Below are 14,086 nucleotides of genomic sequence, written 5' to 3' on the forward strand. Positions count from 1 at the left end.
CGGATGCTGGCGCTGATCGCAGGGGAGGGGACGCTGCCCGCTGCCGTCGCGGCGGCGCAGGCGCGCCGGCCGCTTGTCTGCGCGCTGAGCGGCCACGCGCCGGAGGGGCTCGCGCCCGACATGACCTTCCGCGTCGAGCAGCTCGGCGGGCTGATGGCCACGCTCAAGGCGCAGGGGGTGACGCGGGTCTGCCTCTGCGGCGGCGTGCGCCGGCCCGAGATCGATCTCGGCGCGCTCGACGACGCGACGCTGCCACTCGTGCCGCGGCTGCGCGATGCGCTGCGCCTCGGCGACGACGGGGCGCTGCGCGCGCTCATCGCGATTCTGGAGGGCGAGGGCTTCGAGGTCGTCGCCGCGCATGAGGCCGCGCCCGCGCTCCTGCCCCCGGCGGGCGTCCTGACCGCCGCGCGCCCCGGCCCCGGCGCGGAGGCCGAGGCGCGCCTCGGCGCCGAGGTCGTCGCCGAGATGGGCGCCGCCGATCAGGGGCAGGCCTGCGCGATCCGGGGCGACCGGGTGCTCGCCCGCGAGGGGCCGGAGGGCACGGACGCCATGCTCGCCCGCCTCGCGCCGCCCGCGGCGCCGGGGCCGGGGGACGCTCCGGGCGATCCTTTCAGCTGGGCCGCCGACATGATGGGCGACGTGCTCGGCGGGGCGGCGGACTGGCTCTCGGGGCAGGGCGGCGAGGAGGCCGCGCGCGCGGGCCTTCTCTACAAGGTGCCGAAGCCCGATCAGGACCGCCGCGCCGATCTGCCGGCCATCGGCCCGCGCACGGCCGGTGCCGTGGCCGCCGCCGGGCTCGCCGGCATCGTGATCGAGGCGGGCGGCGTCATGGTGCTCGACCGGGATGCGACGGTCGCGGCGCTCGATCGGGCGGGGCTCTTTCTCTGGGTGCGCGGCTGATGCGCGTCTTTCTCATCGCCGGGGAGGCCTCCGGCGACCGGCTCGGCGCGGCGCTGATGGAGGGGCTCGCCACCCTCGTGCCGGGGGTGGCCTTCGAGGGCATCGGCGGCCCCGAGATGACGGCCCGGGGGCTCGAGAGCCACTTCCCGATGGAGGAAATCTCGGTCATGGGCGTGGTCGAGATCCTCGCCCGCTACCGCGCGCTGAAGCGCCGGATCGCCGAGACGGCGGAGGCGGTGGTGGCCGCCCGACCGGACGTTCTGATCACCATCGACCTGCCGGAGTTCAGCCTGCGCGTGGCCGAGCGCGTCAAGGCGCGCGCCGATATCCGCACGGTGCACTACGTCGCGCCGACGGTCTGGGCGTGGCGGCCGAAACGCGCCGAGCGCATGGCCGCGCATGTCGATCAGGTGCTCGCGCTCCTGCCGTTCGAGCCGCCCTACATGGAAGCCGCCGGGATGCGCTGCGATTTCGTCGGCCACCCGGTCGTCACCGCACCGCAGGCCGGCGCGGATGCGGCCGCGGCCTTTCGCGTGCGCCACGGGGTCGGGGAGGGGCCGCTCGTCCTCGCCCTGCCGGGGTCGCGCCGGTCGGAGGTTGCGCGGCTGACGCCGGTGTTCCGCGCGGCGCTCGCGCAGCTCGCCGAGGCGCGGCCGGGGCTGTGCGTCGTCGTGCCGGCGGCGCATGACGTGGCCGGCGCGGTCGCCGCGGCGGTCGCCGACTGGCCGGGGGCGCCGGTGCTGATCGACCCGCGCAAGGCGGGCGCGGCGGCCGAGAAGCGCGCGGCCTTCGCCGCCGCCGACGTGGCGCTCGCCGCCTCCGGCACCGTCTCGCTCGAGCTGGCGGCGGCCGGCACGCCCATGGTGATCGCCTACGACGGCGGCTGGATCTCGCACCAGATCATCGGACGCATGCTGCGGGTGGACACGGTGACGCTCGTCAACCTCGTCTCGGGCACGCGCACGGTGCCGGAGTTTCTTGGCCGGGACTGTCGGCCCGGCCCGATCGCGGCGGCGCTCGGCGAGGTGCTCGACGCCCCCGGCCCGCAGCAACGGGCGATGGCGGCGACCATGGCGCGCCTCGGCGCCGGGGGCGATCCGCCGGGGCTGCGCGCCGCGCGCGCGGTTCTGGACGGGTTGGGGCGGGCCTGACGGCCCGCGCGCTCAGTTCTCGAGGACCGAGATCTTGTCGTAGCCGTCGGTGAAGCCCGTGAGCGACATCTCCAGCGTCACGGTCTGATCGGGCGCCGCGAAGGGCACGATGGTGACCTGCGCCGCCGCGCCGCGCTTGTAGGCCTCGACGTCCGAGGCCGTGAGACCGATCCGCGCGTAGCAGCCCACCGGATTGCAGAAGGAGAAGGGATAGCGCTTGCCCTGACCCCCGTCGACGGCGATGCGGAGCTGTTCGGTCAAGAGCGTCTCGAGCGGCGCGATGACGGTGGCGCCGGCCTCCGCGCGCCCGCCCTCGGGCAGGCGGAAAATGCTGACCTCGGCCACCGGGTTGTCCTGCTCGTCGGTCAGGAGCTGGTAGAGCGTGCAGGGGTCCTCGCCTTGCTCGGTGCGGATGCACTGGATCTGCCAGTCGCCGACCTCCTCCTCGACGTAGGTGGAGCCGACGTCCGCGGTGCCGAGGCTGAGGTCCGCGCCGGGCGTGTCCGTTTGCGCGGGCTCGGCCCCGGCGGCGCCGTCGGCGGGCGCGTCGGCCTCCTGCGCGGCGAGCGGCGCGGCGAGGGCGGCCAGGGCGGCGAGGGTCAGCGGTAGGCGTGTGCTCTGCATGGCAGGGGCGTCCCGGTTTCCTGTTGCGGTCGCCCGGCGCATAGCACGCGGCGCGCCGGGTGTCAGCGCCGAAACCGGGCGCGCGCCGGACATGGAAACCGGCCATAGAAAAAGGGGGCCGAGGCCCCCTTTTCCCGGTGTTGCCACCCCCCCGTCGGACCGGCCGGCCCTGTCATTGGGTTAACGCTACGAAGTCTTCACATGAGCGTCAACAGTCAATGCCGGGGAATGCGGCACGGCCGTGGCAGGGCGGGGCGCCTGCCCGAAAAAGAGGCCGCGCCCGAGGGCGCGGCCAGGTCGACAGGGAAAGACCGCACCGGGCACGGCAACCCGGCACGCCCCACGGTCGCAGATGCGGGTTAACGCGAGGTTCGCAGCCCTAGCGCTCGGGCAGCAGCCCGCGCGGCGCGAAGCGCAGCATCAGCAGCATCACCACCCCCATGGTCAGGAGCCGCATGTGCGCCACGCTGTCCATGAGGTGATCGCGCACGGCGCTGTCCTCGGCCATGCCGGCGGTGACGAGGGACATGACCCCTTGCCCGATCGGCTCCACCTGAACCCAGAGCCACCAGACGAGGAACCCGCCGAGCACCGCGCCGAAGTTGTTGCCCGAGCCGCCGACGATCACCATCACCCAGATCAGGAAGGTGAAGCGCAGCGGCTGGTAGCTCGCCGGCGTGAGCTGCCCGTCGAGCGTCGTCATCATCGCCCCCGCGAGGCCGAGGAGCGCCGAGCCGAGGATGAAGATCTGCAGGTGGCGCCCGGTCACATCCTTGCCCATCGCCTCGGCCGCGGTCTCGTTGTCGCGGATCGCGCGCATCATGCGCCCCCAGGGCGAGTTGAGCGCGAGCTGCGCGGCGATCAGGATGATGACCAGAACCACCGTGAAGAAGGCGCTGTAGCCGAGCTTCACCGTGATCGAGGAGGCGGTGGCCGGGTCCATGCCGAGGCTCGCCGCCCGCTCGACGAAGGCCGGGTCCTGTTGCAGGTCCACCTCGTAGGGGACGGGGCGGGGCAGGCCGATCACGTTCTTGACCCCGCGCGAGAGCCAGTCCTCGTTCTTGAGGATGGCGATGACGATCTCGGCGATGCCGAGCGTCGCGATGGCGAGGTAGTCCGAGCGCAGCCCCAGCGCGACCTTGCCGATCACCCAGGCCGCGCCGGCGGCCAGCAGCCCGCCCACCGGCCAGGCGAGCACGATCGGCAGGCCGAGCCCGCCCAGATAGCCGGTCGCGGCGGGGTCGACCGATTCCACTGCCTCCTTCGCCGGGTCGAGAAGCCCGCGATAGACGAAGAAGCCCACGACGACGACGGCGAAGACGAGGAAGGCGCGCAGGCGGCCCGGCGTCATCCGCTTGTAAAGCGTCACGGCGAGCGCGATCACCCCCGCGCTGAGCAGAAGCGCGCCGATGATCCGCGGCCCGCCGGCGGCCCAGGCCTCGGGCACGGGCGGCATGCCGACGAGCACCGCGGCGAGGCCGCCGAGCGCGACGAAGCCCATGACGCCCACGTTGAAGAGCCCGGCGAAGCCCCACTGCATGTTGACGCCGAGCGACATGATCGCGCTGACGAGCCCCATGTTGAGGATCACCAGCGCGGTGTTCCAGCTCTGCACGAAACCCGTGCCGAGGATCAGCACGGCCACCAGCACGAAGAGGAGGACCGTGCGCGCGCGGTCGGTCCCGCCGGCGCCGGAGTGGATGCGCTCGCTCATACCGCCTTCCCCCTGAAGAGACCGGTGGGCCGGATCAGCAGGACAACGACCAGGATCACGAAGCTCACCGCGAATTTGTAATCGACCGCCAGAAGCTGCACGAGCCCGTCGGGCTCGAGGCTCTCAGGCAGGAGATGGCCCAGCACCTTCTTCCAGGCGTAGGTGATCGTCACCTCCGAGAAGGCGATGATGAAGCCCCCGGCGATGGCGCCCACCGGGCTGCCGAGGCCGCCGACGATCGCGGAGGCGAAGATCGGCAGCAGGAGCTGGAAATAGGTGAAGGGCTTGAAGCTCTTGTCGAGCCCGTAGAGCGTGCCCGCCACGGTGGCGAGCGCCGCGACGATCAGCCAGGTCACCAGCACCACCCGCTCGGGGTTGATGCCGGAGAGAAGCGCGAGGTCCTCGTTGTCGGAATAGGCGCGCATCGACTTGCCGGTGCGCGTGCGATTGAGAAACCAGAAGAGGATCGCGACGACGACGATCGCCGTGACCAGCGTGATCGCCTGGCTCGTGCGGATTGCGAGCCCTTCCTGAAGCCCGGTCATGGCGCGGAAATCGAGCGCCGAGATCACGAAGCGCGAGCCGTCGCCGAAGCTCTGGTCGCCCGGCCCGATGACGAAGCGGGTGAGCCCGTTGTAGACGAACATCACCCCCATCGACACGATGACGAGGATCACCGGCTTCACCCGCTGCGCCCGGTAGAAGCGATAGACCACCCGGTCCGTCGCCAGCACCAGCGCCGCGCAGATCGCGATGCCCGCGGGCAGGGCGAGGAGCGCGGTGGGCAACGGCCCGAGGCTCACGCCCAGCCCCTGCAACCACCACGTGGCGAGGATCACGCCCATGGTGCCGAAGGCCATCGTGTCGCCGTGGGCAAAGTTGGAAAACCGCAGGATGCCGTAGATCAGCGTCACCCCGAGCGCGCCGAGGGCGAGCTGGCTGCCGTAGGCGACGGCCGGGACGATCACGAAGTTGGAGAGCGCGACGAGCGCGTTCAGGAAGTCCATGCGTCGGTCACTCCGCTCGGGGCGAGGCGCGGCCTCGCAGGTGCCGTGATAGAGAGGGCGTCGTGCGGGCGGCGGCGATTGCCGCCAGGGGCGCCACCGGCCTCATCCACCGAGAAAGCTGCGCCGCACCTCGGGGTCGGCGAGCAGCTCCTCTCCGGTGCCGGTGTAGGCGTTGCGCCCCTGCACCAGCACGTAGCCCTGATCGGCGATCGCCAGCGCCTGGCGCGCGTTCTGTTCGACCATCAGGATCGAGATGCCGGTGCGCGCCACCTCGATGATGCGGTCGAAGAGCTCGTCCATGACGATCGGGCTCACGCCGGCGGTCGGCTCGTCGAGCATCAGCACCGTGGGCTCCGTCATCAGCGCGCGGCCAACCGCGACCTGCTGGCGCTGCCCGCCGGATAGCTCGCCCGCCGGCTGGCGGCGCTTTTCCTTGAGGATGGGGAAGAGGTCATAAACCTGCGCCATCGTATCGGAATAGTCGTCAGTCCGGATGAAGGCGCCCATCTCGAGGTTTTCCTCCACCGTCATGGAGGTGAAGATGTTGGCGTTCTGCGGCACGAAGCCCATGCCCTTGCGCACGCGGGCCTGCGGCGCGAGCCGCGTGATGTCCTCGCCCCCAAGGCGGACGGAGCCGGTGTGGATGCTCAGCATCCCGAAGACGGCCTTCATCGCCGTGGACTTGCCCGCGCCGTTGGGGCCGACGATCACCGCGATCTGGCCCTTTTCGACGGCGATGGTGCAGTCGTGCAGGATGTCCGCCCCGCGCCCGTAGCCGCCGGTCATGCCGTCGCCGATGAGGAAGGCGTCGCGCGAGTGAACGGGCCGGGCGTCGCGGTTGTCCGCGGCGCGCAGTTGCCCGACCTGTCCCGCCTTGGTGATGGTGCGGTCCTTGTTGCCGCGGTCGTCGTAGGCCGGGCCGCTCATGCCTCCGCCTCCGTCTTGGCCTTGTTCTTGAGGCCGGTCCCCAGATACGCCTCGATCACGCGCTCGTCGGCCTTGATCTCGTCGAGCGTGCCCTCGGCGAGCACCTTGCCCTCGGCCATGCAGATGACCGGATCGCAGATGCGGCCGATGAAATCCATGTCGTGCTCGATCACCACGAAGGTATAGCCGCGCTCCGCGTTCAGCCGCTGGATCGCGTCGGCGATGGTGTTGAGCAGCGTGCGGTTCACGCCCGCGCCCACCTCGTCGAGAAAGACGATCTTGGCGTCCACCATCATCGTGCGCCCGAGCTCGAGCAGCTTCTTCTGCCCGCCGGAGAGGTTCGCGGCCTTCTCGTCGGCCAGATGGTCGATGGTCAGGAACTCCAGCACCTCGTGCGCGCGGGCGGCGATCTCGGCCTCCTCGCGGCGGATGCGGCCCCGCGCGACCCACGTGGTCCAGAGCGACTCGCCCGCCTGCCCCCCGGGCACCATCATCAGGTTCTCGAGCACCGTCATCGAGTGGAACTCGTGCGCGATCTGGAAGGTGCGCAGCAGCCCCTTGTGAAAGAGCGCGTGCGGCGGAAGGCCGGTGATGTCCTCGCCGGCCATGGTCACCCGGCCCGAGGTCGGCGGCAGCACGCCGGCGATCACGTTGAAGAGCGTCGACTTGCCCGCGCCGTTCGGCCCGATCAGCCCGGTGATCGAGCCGGGCGCGATCCGCAGGCTCGCCCCGTCGACGGCGTGGAAGCCGCCGAAATGCTTGTGAAGGTCGTGAACCTCGATCATCGCCACCCCCGCGCCGCGTGCTCCGCGGTCTTCCTCTTCAAGAAACAGCCCGGGGATCGCCCCGGGCTGCTTCCTGGCTCGTCGCAGCGCCGGCTCAGCGGAACTGCACGGTCTCGTAGTCGCCGTCGGTGACGTCGTACTCGCGGTAGGTGCCCGCGGCCTCGCCCGGGCCGATCAGCTCGACGTTCGAGGCGCCGACGTAGTCGACCTCGCCGCCCTCGGCGAGGATCTCGAGCGCGCGGCCGAGCTCGCCGGGCAGGATCTCCTCGCCCGGGGCGTTGGCGACGTCCATCAGGTTCGCGGCCACGGCCTCGGGCGTCGCCTCGCCGCCGGCCATCATCGCCATGCCGATCAGCGCGGCGGCGTCGTAGCTCTCGCGGGTGAAGGAGCTCTCGCCGTTGACGCCGGCCTCTTCGGTGAGCGCCGTGAAGGCCTCGGTGCCCTCGCCCTGGCTCCAGGGCACGGCGCCGAAGGAGCCCTCCATGAACTGGCCGAGATCGGCGAGCAGCTCGTCGCCGTACATGCCGTCGCCCATCACGAAGCGGTCGAAGGCGCCGGTGTCGAGCGCCGAGCGGATGATGCCCTTGCCGCCTTGGTCGGAGTAGCCGAAGACCGCGAGCACCTCGCCGCCGGCCGACGCGAGCGCGCCCACCTCGGCGGAGTAGTCGGCCTTGCCGTCCTCGTGCGGCGCCGAGAGCGTCACTTCGCCGCCCATCTCCTCGTAGGAGGCCTGAAAGCTGTCGGCGAGGCCCTTGCCGTAGTCGTTGTTGGTGTAGGTGACGGCCACTTCCTCGATGCCGCGATCCATCAGGATGTCGGCGATCACGCCGCCCTGCCGCGCGTCCGAGGGCGCGGTGCGGAAGAAGAGGCCGTTGTCCTCCGCTGTCGAGAGCGCGGGCGAGGTCGCCGAGGGCGAGACCATCGGCACGCCGTTCGGCACGGCCACGTTGGAGAGCACCGCGCCGGTCACGCCGGAACAGTCGGCGCCCATGATCGCGACAATGCCGTCGTCGGTGATCAGCCGCTCGGCGGCGGCGGTGGCGGCGGCGCTGTCGATGCAGGTGGAATCCGCGCGCACGGGCACGAGCGTGTGCCCGTCGAGGAAATTGCCGCTCTCGTTCATCTCTTCCATGGCGAGCTCGGCGCTTTGCGCCATGTGCGGCGTGAGCGACTCGATCGGGCCGGTGAAGCCAAGGATCACCCCGATCGGGACATCCTCGGCCGCGGCGGTGCCGGCGATGACGGAGGCCGCGCTGGCGAGCAGAAGCTTTCTCATGTCTCGACTCCCTGATTGGACGGAACGTCCGGCGGGACACTAGAATTTCCGATCACGATTGAAAAGTCCGATCCGCGCGGGCGCGCGCGGGTCTGGCGCGGCGCGCCGCCGCGGCTATCTTGCTGGGCAAAAGGGAGGCTGCGATGCGTATTTCTGTGACGGCGGCCGTCGTGGCCGTGGCGCTCGCCGGCGCGGTATGCGGACCCGCGCGTGCCGGCGCGCCCGCGGGCGAGATCGAGACGCGCGCCGGCCAAGCCGCGCTGGAGCGGATGGCGGAGGGCTTCCGCACCCCCTGGGCGCTCGATTTCCTGCCCGGCGGCGGCTTTCTCGTGACCGAGCGCGAGGGCCTCCTCTGGCGTGTGGCGGCGGACGGCGCGCGCACCCGGATCGACGGCCTGCCGGAGGTCGCGGCCGTGGGGCAGGGCGGGCTCCTCGACGTGTTGGTGCCGCGCGACTTTCCCGAGCGCCGCGAGATCGTCTTTACCTTCGCCACCCGCATCGAGGGCGGCGGCACGGGCACCGCGGTCGCCAGCGCCCGGCTCGCCGAAGGGGCGGAGCGGCTGACGGATCTGCGCGTGCTCTTCGAAATGGAGCCCGGCGGGCGCACGGGGCGGCACTACGGCTCGCGCCTCGTCGAGGCGCCGGACGGCACGCTCTTCTTCACCATCGGCGACCGGGGCGAGCGGCCCTCGGCGCAGGATCTGTCCATGCACAACGGCTCGGTCCTGCGCATCGCGCGCGACGGCTCGGTGCCCGCGGACAACCCGCTCGTCGGGCACGACGACGCGCTGCCCGAGATCTGGTCCTGGGGCCACCGCAATCCGCAGGGCCTCGCGCTCGACGCCGAGGGGCGCCTTTGGCTGCACGAGCACGGCGCGCGCGGCGGGGACGAGATCAACCGCGTCGAGCGCGGCGTCAACTACGGCTGGCCCGTGATCTCCTACGGCACGCATTACTCCGGCGCGAAGATCGGCGAGGGCACGGCGAAGCCCGGCATGGCGCAGCCGAAGTTCTACTGGGACCCCTCGATCGCGCCCTCGGGCATGGCGATCTATTCCGGCGCGCTCTGGCCCGAGTGGAAGGGGCACATCTTCGCCGGGTCGCTCAACTCGGATTTCATCGCGCAGGTCGGCGGCGATCCCCTGCGCGAGATCGACCGCTTGGCGGGCCCCGCGACGGGGCGCGTGCGCGACGTGGCCGAGGGGCCGCAGGGCGCGCTCTGGTTCATCTCGGAGGCCGAGGGCGCGATCTACCGCATGACGCCCGCCCGGTAAGCTGCGTGGTCTGCCACGCACCGCGGTGGGGCCTCTGCGGCGGTGCGTGCAAGCACGCACCCCCCGGGCTGTCGTCGCCGGGCGGAGCCCGCCCGTCAGATCGACAGGCGCGCCGCCTGGCTGCCGCGCTCGCGGTAGGGGGTCGTGTCGTAATGCGCGCGGTAGCACTTGGAGAAATGCGAGGGGCTCGCGAAGCCGCAGGCGAGCGCCACGTTGATTACGCTCATGTCGGTCTGCATCAGCAGGTTGCGCGCCTTCTGCAGGCGAAGCTCCATGTAGTAGCGCTTCGGCGAGCGGTTGAGGTAGCGCCGGAAGAGCCGCTCGAGCTGGCGGGTGGACATGCCGACCTCCCGCGCGAGCACCGCGGGGCTGATCGGCTCCTCGATGTTGGCCTCCATCATCTGGATCACGCGGCTGAGCTTGGGGTGGCGCACCCCGATGCGCGTCGGGATCGAGAGGCGCGGGCTGTCCTGATCGGTGCGGATCGTGGAATAGATCAGCTGATCGGCCACCGCGTTGGCGAGCTCCTCGCCGTGGTCGTTCGCGACGATCTTGAGCATGAGATCGATCGAGGCGGTGCCGCCCGCGGTCGTCATGCGGTTGCCGTCGATCACGAAGATGGATTTCGTGAGCGCGACCTCGTCGAATTCCTCGGCGAAACTGTCCTGGTTTTCCCAGTGGATCGTGGCGCGCTTGCCGTCGAGAAGGCCGGCTGCCGCCATGGGGTAGCCTGCCGTGCAGAGCCCGCCCACGGTAAGACCCTTGCGCGCCTCGCGCCGGAGCCACGAGAGCAGCCGCTTCGTCGTCGCCTTGCGCACGTCGAGCCCGCCGCAGACCATCAGCGTGTCCTCGCGCGTCAGCGCCTCGAGGTCGCCGTCCACGCGGAAGGTGATCCCGGCCGAGGAGGTCACGTCGGCGCCGTCCTCGGACAGCAGTCGCCAGGTGTAGAGCTCGCGGTCGGCCATGCGGTTGGCGATTCGCAGGCAGTCCACCGCCGAGGAGAAACAGTGCAGCGAGAAGTTCTCCAGCGGCACGAAGACGAAGGAGCGCGGGCGGAGCGGAACGCTCGCGAGGCGCACTGTCTGACGGGGCGTGCTCATCGTCCTATCCATCCTCTCGCAAGCCGACCGCAGGGGCGAGTCACCCCCGCGTACAAGGGGATGCCCGCGGCATTTTGCAAGATGGACAGCGTTCCGCGCCGCCCGTCAATAGCGGCGTTATGCGCGGACGTAACGGCCGTTCACTCGAGCGCGAGAAGGTAGGCCGCGATCGCCTCCCGGTCGGCCGCCTCGAGCGCCGCGAGATTGGTGACGACGTCGGCCATGCTGCCGCCGGCGGAGTCGTAATCCGGCGTGAACCCCGATTCGAGATACCACGCGATGTCCGAGGCGCTCCAGCCCAGCGCGGCGGGGGTGATGTCGGGGATGCGCCCCTCGCCGGAGGGGTTCGGCGCCCCCGCGAGCCAGCGCGCCGTGTCCGGCCCGCCGAAGCGGTCGCGCGGCGTGTGGCATTCACCGCAATGCGCCAGCGCCTCGACGAGGTAGCGCCCCCGCTCGAGCGCCTCGGTGCCGGCGTGCGCCATCACGAAATCGTCGCGCAGGTAGAGCCGCTTCCAGAGCCCGATCCCGCGGCGCAGGGAATAGGGAAAGGCCACCTCGGAGGGCGCGCTCTCGGCGTCGGCCTCGGGCAGGGTGCGCAGGAAGGCCCAGAGATCGGCCACGTCCTGCATCTCCATCTTCGTGTAGGAGGTGTAGGGAAAGGCCGGGTAGTAGTGCCGCCCCTCGGGCGAGACGCCGCGCAGCATGGCGTCGGCGAACTCCGCGAAGCTCCAGTCGCCGATGCCGTGCTCCGGATCGGGGGAGATGTTGGGCGCGACGAAGGTGCCGAAGTCCGTCTCGAGCGGGGCGCCCCCGGCGAGCACGCGGCGCTCGGCGCCCTCGGCGTCCGCGGCCGCGTGGCAGGAGGCGCAGCCGCCGGCGAGGAAGATGCGCTCGCCCGCCGCGGCGTCGCCGGTCACGCCCTCGGTCGCCGCCGCCGGCAGGCGCGACGGCGCGCTCAGGACCCAGCCCGCCGCCGCGAGGACGGCGGCGAGCCCGATCAGGATGGTGAGAAATCGCCGCATCGCGCGCGATCAGCTGTCCGGCGTGCGGTGCGCGTCGTGACAGGCCTTGCAGGTGCCGCCGACGTTCTGCAGCGCGGCGCCCACGGCCTGCCGACCGTCGCCCGCGACCGCCTGCATCTCGCGCGCGGCGGCGCCCAGATCCTCCCACTTGGCGAGGAAATCGGCGTTGTCGTCCCAGATCGAGGGCTCGGCGCGCGTGCCGTTCATGGCGAAGGAATCGCTCCCCTCGGGCCAGTGCAGCGACTGGTCGATCTCGGTCACGGCGACGAGCGTGTCGGCGGCGGTCTGCGCGCGCTCGGCGTCGTAGTCGATCTTGCCCTGCGCCATGCCGCCGAGCACGCCGAGATTGAGCGCCATGATGCGGAACTGCCCCTGCCGCGCCTTGAGCTGCGCCTCGAAGTCGTCCTGCGCCATGGCGGCGGGCGCCACCAGCGAAAGCGCCGCGGCGGCGGTGAGGATCTTGGCCTTGAGGTTCATCTGTCGTCTCCCCTGTTCGGACGTACACGATGCACGCAGCGTGCCACATGAAGACGACGAACGCATAACGCATTCTGCGCACGCGGTCCCTGCACCGGCGCGCATCAGCGCACGACCGGCAGCCCGCGCGGGCGCGGCGCGAGCTCCATCCACGCGGGCGTGCCGAAGAGCGCCTCGAGCCCCGCGATGGCGAGCGCGGCGACGATCACGATGCCCACGGTCCAGCGCATCGCCTTCGACGGCGGATGCCGCGCCCAGCGATACATGCGCAGGAACCACTGCATCGGCAGCATCAGGTGAAGCGCACCTTTCCGATGAAGGGCAGGTTGCGGTCGTGCTGCGCGTAGTCGATGCCGTAACCCACCACGAACTCGTCCGGGATCTCGAAGCCGGTCCAGTCGGCGGTGACCTCCACCTCGCGCTTCGTCGGCTTGTCCAGCAGCGCGATGGCGCGCAGCCGCTTCGGCCGCCGCGCTCCGAGCAGCGTCATGACGTGGGCGAGGGTGTGGCCGGTGTCCACGATATCCTCGACAACCAGCACGTCGCGCCCCTCGATCTCGCCGCGCAGGTCCTTGAGGATGCGCACCTCGCGCGAGCTCTCCATGGAATTGCCGTAGGAGGACGCCTCGAGGAAGTCCACCTCCACCGGCAGGCGCAGCTCGCGCACCAGGTCGGCGATAAAGACGAAGGAGCCCCGCAGGAGCCCCACCACCACCAGCTTGTCGGTGCCCTCGTAGGCGGCCTCGATCTCGTGCGCGAGCGTCTCGATCCGTGCCGCGATGGACTTGGCCGAGATCATCTCGTCTATGACATATGGACGCTGCCCCATGCGGTCCCCCTTGAATCGGCGGCCGGAGCATACGACATCACCCGCCACTGTCACGGAGGAAACCCGGCCGCACCATGCCTGCCCATTCCGAAAGCCGGACGCTGCCCTACACGCCGCAGCAGATGTACGATCTCGTCGCGGACGTCGGCCGCTACCCCGAGTTCCTGCCCTGGACCGCCGCGGCGCGCGTGCGCTCGCGTGAGCCGATGAGCGGGCCGGGCGGCGAGCACGGCGAGTTGATGCACGCCGATCTCGTCGTCTCCTTCAAGGTGTTCCGCGAGCGCTTCGGCAGCCGGGTGGAACTCTGGCCGGTCGAGAAGGTCATCAAGACCGACTACCTCGACGGCCCGTTCAAGCACCTGCACTCCGAATGGCGCTTCGAGGCGGCCAAGGCGGGCTGCGTCGTCCACTTTCAGGTGGATTTCGAGTTCAAGAACCGGATGCTGCAGCGCGCCGCGGGGCTCTTCTTCTACGAGGCGATGCAGCGGATCGTGCGCGCCTTCGAGGCGCGGGCGGGCGATCTCTACGGGGTGCCCGCCGCCGCGTCGAGCAGCGACATGGCGTGATCGACGGCGGCGCGGCGGACGTTCTCGCGTCCGAGCGCGCCGAAGTCCTGCGTCTCCGTGCGCGTCTCCGCCCCCCGCGTGGCGAGGCCGAAACAGACGCGGCCCTCGGGCTTGACCTCGCTCCCGCCCGGCCCGGCGATGCCGGTGATCGCGATGGCGACGTCCGCCTCCGACCGCGCGAGCGCGCCCTCGGCCATCTCGCGCGCCACCGGCTCCGAGACGGCGCCATGCGCGCCGAGCGTCGCCTCCGCCACGCCGAGAAGCTCCTGTTTCGAGCGGTTGGTGTAGGTGACGAAGCCCCGGTCGAAGATCTTCGACGACCCCGCGACCTCGGTGATGCGCGCCGAGAGCAGGCCGGCGGTACAACTCTCCGCCGTCGCGATGCGCAGCCCCGCGTCGCGGTAGCGGATCAGCAAAAGATCGGGTTGCGTCAT

The 14,086-nt window shown here is 71.1% G+C and carries 16 protein-coding genes; 4 read left to right on the forward strand and 12 right to left on the reverse strand.

Going from position 1 to position 14,086, the window contains the following annotated elements:
• Positions 1 to 3: 3 nt before the first annotated feature.
• Positions 4 to 900 (forward strand): LpxI family protein, encoded by an 897-nt coding sequence (locus DRV84_RS07015; RefSeq protein WP_115979176.1) that lies wholly within the window; start codon positions 4 to 6, stop codon positions 898 to 900.
• Positions 900 to 2,051 carry a lipid-A-disaccharide synthase gene (gene lpxB, locus DRV84_RS07020; protein ID WP_115979177.1) on the forward strand — a complete coding sequence of 384 codons (1,152 nt, stop codon included), beginning with the start codon at positions 900 to 902 and terminating at the stop codon, positions 2,049 to 2,051. The genes DRV84_RS07015 and lpxB overlap by 1 nt, the downstream gene beginning before the upstream one ends.
• 12 nt (positions 2,052 to 2,063) lie before the next feature.
• Here the strand turns inward: lpxB and DRV84_RS07025 are convergent, their stop codons facing one another.
• From DRV84_RS07025 to DRV84_RS07050, 6 genes are all read right to left on the reverse strand, one after another.
• Entirely contained in the window at positions 2,064 to 2,675 is a 612-nt protein-coding gene (locus DRV84_RS07025) for an invasion associated locus B family protein (RefSeq protein ID WP_115979178.1), read from the reverse strand.
• Between the two features lie 379 nt (positions 2,676 to 3,054).
• Positions 3,055 to 4,389 carry a branched-chain amino acid ABC transporter permease gene (locus DRV84_RS07030; protein WP_115979179.1) on the reverse strand — a complete coding sequence of 445 codons (1,335 nt, stop codon included), beginning with the start codon at positions 4,387 to 4,389 and terminating at the stop codon, positions 3,055 to 3,057.
• Positions 4,386 to 5,396 carry a branched-chain amino acid ABC transporter permease gene (locus DRV84_RS07035; RefSeq protein WP_115979180.1) on the reverse strand — a complete coding sequence of 337 codons (1,011 nt, stop codon included), beginning with the start codon at positions 5,394 to 5,396 and terminating at the stop codon, positions 4,386 to 4,388. Before DRV84_RS07035 ends, DRV84_RS07030 begins: the two co-directional genes overlap by 4 nt.
• 102 nt (positions 5,397 to 5,498) lie before the next feature.
• Positions 5,499 to 6,323 carry an ABC transporter ATP-binding protein gene (locus DRV84_RS07040; RefSeq protein WP_115979181.1) on the reverse strand — a complete coding sequence of 275 codons (825 nt, stop codon included), beginning with the start codon at positions 6,321 to 6,323 and terminating at the stop codon, positions 5,499 to 5,501.
• Positions 6,320 to 7,108 (reverse strand): ABC transporter ATP-binding protein, encoded by a 789-nt coding sequence (locus DRV84_RS07045; protein WP_115979182.1) that lies wholly within the window; start codon positions 7,106 to 7,108, stop codon positions 6,320 to 6,322. The genes DRV84_RS07040 and DRV84_RS07045 overlap by 4 nt, the downstream gene beginning before the upstream one ends.
• A 94-nt stretch (positions 7,109 to 7,202) precedes the next feature.
• Positions 7,203 to 8,384, reverse strand: a complete 1,182-nt coding sequence (locus tag DRV84_RS07050) for an ABC transporter substrate-binding protein (protein ID WP_115979183.1) — start codon at positions 8,382 to 8,384, stop codon at positions 7,203 to 7,205.
• A 143-nt stretch (positions 8,385 to 8,527) separates the two neighbouring features.
• On the opposite strand from DRV84_RS07050, the gene DRV84_RS07055 reads away from it, so the two are divergent.
• Positions 8,528 to 9,658, forward strand: a complete 1,131-nt coding sequence (locus DRV84_RS07055; protein WP_115979184.1) for a PQQ-dependent sugar dehydrogenase — start codon at positions 8,528 to 8,530, stop codon at positions 9,656 to 9,658.
• A gap of 95 nt (positions 9,659 to 9,753) precedes the next feature.
• On the opposite strand, the gene DRV84_RS07060 is transcribed toward DRV84_RS07055, so the two are convergent.
• From DRV84_RS07060 to hpt, 5 genes are all read right to left on the reverse strand, one after another.
• Positions 9,754 to 10,758: a GlxA family transcriptional regulator gene (locus tag DRV84_RS07060; protein WP_115979185.1), complete on the reverse strand. Its 1,005-nt coding sequence runs from the start codon at positions 10,756 to 10,758 to the stop codon at positions 9,754 to 9,756.
• Between the two features lie 140 nt (positions 10,759 to 10,898).
• Positions 10,899 to 11,780, reverse strand: coding sequence for a cytochrome c (locus DRV84_RS07065; RefSeq protein WP_115979186.1), 882 nt, complete (start codon positions 11,778 to 11,780; stop codon positions 10,899 to 10,901).
• Positions 11,781 to 11,789: 9 nt separating this feature from the next.
• On the reverse strand, positions 11,790 to 12,257 hold the full coding sequence (locus DRV84_RS07070; RefSeq protein WP_115979187.1) for a c-type cytochrome: 468 nt from the start codon (positions 12,255 to 12,257) through the stop codon (positions 11,790 to 11,792).
• A gap of 104 nt (positions 12,258 to 12,361) precedes the next feature.
• Positions 12,362 to 12,550, reverse strand: coding sequence for a hypothetical protein (locus DRV84_RS07075; protein WP_115979188.1), 189 nt, complete (start codon positions 12,548 to 12,550; stop codon positions 12,362 to 12,364).
• Entirely contained in the window at positions 12,550 to 13,086 is a 537-nt protein-coding gene (gene hpt / locus DRV84_RS07080; RefSeq protein ID WP_115979189.1) for a hypoxanthine phosphoribosyltransferase, read from the reverse strand. The genes DRV84_RS07075 and hpt overlap by 1 nt, the downstream gene beginning before the upstream one ends.
• 74 nt (positions 13,087 to 13,160) lie before the next feature.
• Here hpt and DRV84_RS07085 point away from each other — a divergent pair, with 74 nt between their 5' ends.
• Positions 13,161 to 13,652 (forward strand): type II toxin-antitoxin system RatA family toxin, encoded by a 492-nt coding sequence (locus DRV84_RS07085; protein WP_115979190.1) that lies wholly within the window; start codon positions 13,161 to 13,163, stop codon positions 13,650 to 13,652.
• Here the strand turns inward: DRV84_RS07085 and DRV84_RS07090 are convergent.
• Positions 13,610 to 14,086, reverse strand: a complete 477-nt coding sequence (locus DRV84_RS07090) for a CinA family protein (protein ID WP_115979191.1) — start codon at positions 14,084 to 14,086, stop codon at positions 13,610 to 13,612. The genes DRV84_RS07085 and DRV84_RS07090 overlap by 43 nt on opposite strands.

The organism is Rhodosalinus sediminis (assembly GCF_003385555.1).
Classification (GTDB): domain Bacteria; phylum Pseudomonadota; class Alphaproteobacteria; order Rhodobacterales; family Rhodobacteraceae; genus Rhodosalinus; species Rhodosalinus sediminis.

Bases quoted from the DNA above. Each gene is read 5' to 3' on its own strand.
- DRV84_RS07035 (WP_115979180.1), bottom strand. From the start codon at position 5,396: ATGGACTTCCTGAACGCGCTCGTCGCGCTCTCCAACTTCGTGATCGTC.
- DRV84_RS07055 (WP_115979184.1), top strand. From the start codon at position 8,528: ATGCGTATTTCTGTGACGGCGGCCGTCGTGGCCGTGGCGCTCGCCGGC.
- DRV84_RS07025 (WP_115979178.1), bottom strand. From the start codon at position 2,675: ATGCAGAGCACACGCCTACCGCTGACCCTCGCCGCCCTGGCCGCCCTC.
- DRV84_RS07090 (WP_115979191.1), bottom strand. From the start codon at position 14,086: ATGACGCAACCCGATCTTTTGCTGATCCGCTACCGCGACGCGGGGCTG.
- DRV84_RS07070 (WP_115979187.1), bottom strand. From the start codon at position 12,257: ATGAACCTCAAGGCCAAGATCCTCACCGCCGCCGCGGCGCTTTCGCTG.
- DRV84_RS07065 (WP_115979186.1), bottom strand. From the start codon at position 11,780: ATGCGGCGATTTCTCACCATCCTGATCGGGCTCGCCGCCGTCCTCGCG.
- hpt (WP_115979189.1), bottom strand. From the start codon at position 13,086: ATGGGGCAGCGTCCATATGTCATAGACGAGATGATCTCGGCCAAGTCC.
- DRV84_RS07015 (WP_115979176.1), top strand. From the start codon at position 4: ATGCTGGCGCTGATCGCAGGGGAGGGGACGCTGCCCGCTGCCGTCGCG.
- DRV84_RS07040 (WP_115979181.1), bottom strand. From the start codon at position 6,323: ATGAGCGGCCCGGCCTACGACGACCGCGGCAACAAGGACCGCACCATC.
- DRV84_RS07075 (WP_115979188.1), bottom strand. From the start codon at position 12,550: ATGCTGCCGATGCAGTGGTTCCTGCGCATGTATCGCTGGGCGCGGCAT.
- lpxB (WP_115979177.1), top strand. From the start codon at position 900: ATGCGCGTCTTTCTCATCGCCGGGGAGGCCTCCGGCGACCGGCTCGGC.
- DRV84_RS07085 (WP_115979190.1), top strand. From the start codon at position 13,161: ATGCCTGCCCATTCCGAAAGCCGGACGCTGCCCTACACGCCGCAGCAG.
- DRV84_RS07045 (WP_115979182.1), bottom strand. From the start codon at position 7,108: ATGATCGAGGTTCACGACCTTCACAAGCATTTCGGCGGCTTCCACGCC.
- DRV84_RS07030 (WP_115979179.1), bottom strand. From the start codon at position 4,389: ATGAGCGAGCGCATCCACTCCGGCGCCGGCGGGACCGACCGCGCGCGC.
- DRV84_RS07060 (WP_115979185.1), bottom strand. From the start codon at position 10,758: ATGAGCACGCCCCGTCAGACAGTGCGCCTCGCGAGCGTTCCGCTCCGC.
- DRV84_RS07050 (WP_115979183.1), bottom strand. From the start codon at position 8,384: ATGAGAAAGCTTCTGCTCGCCAGCGCGGCCTCCGTCATCGCCGGCACC.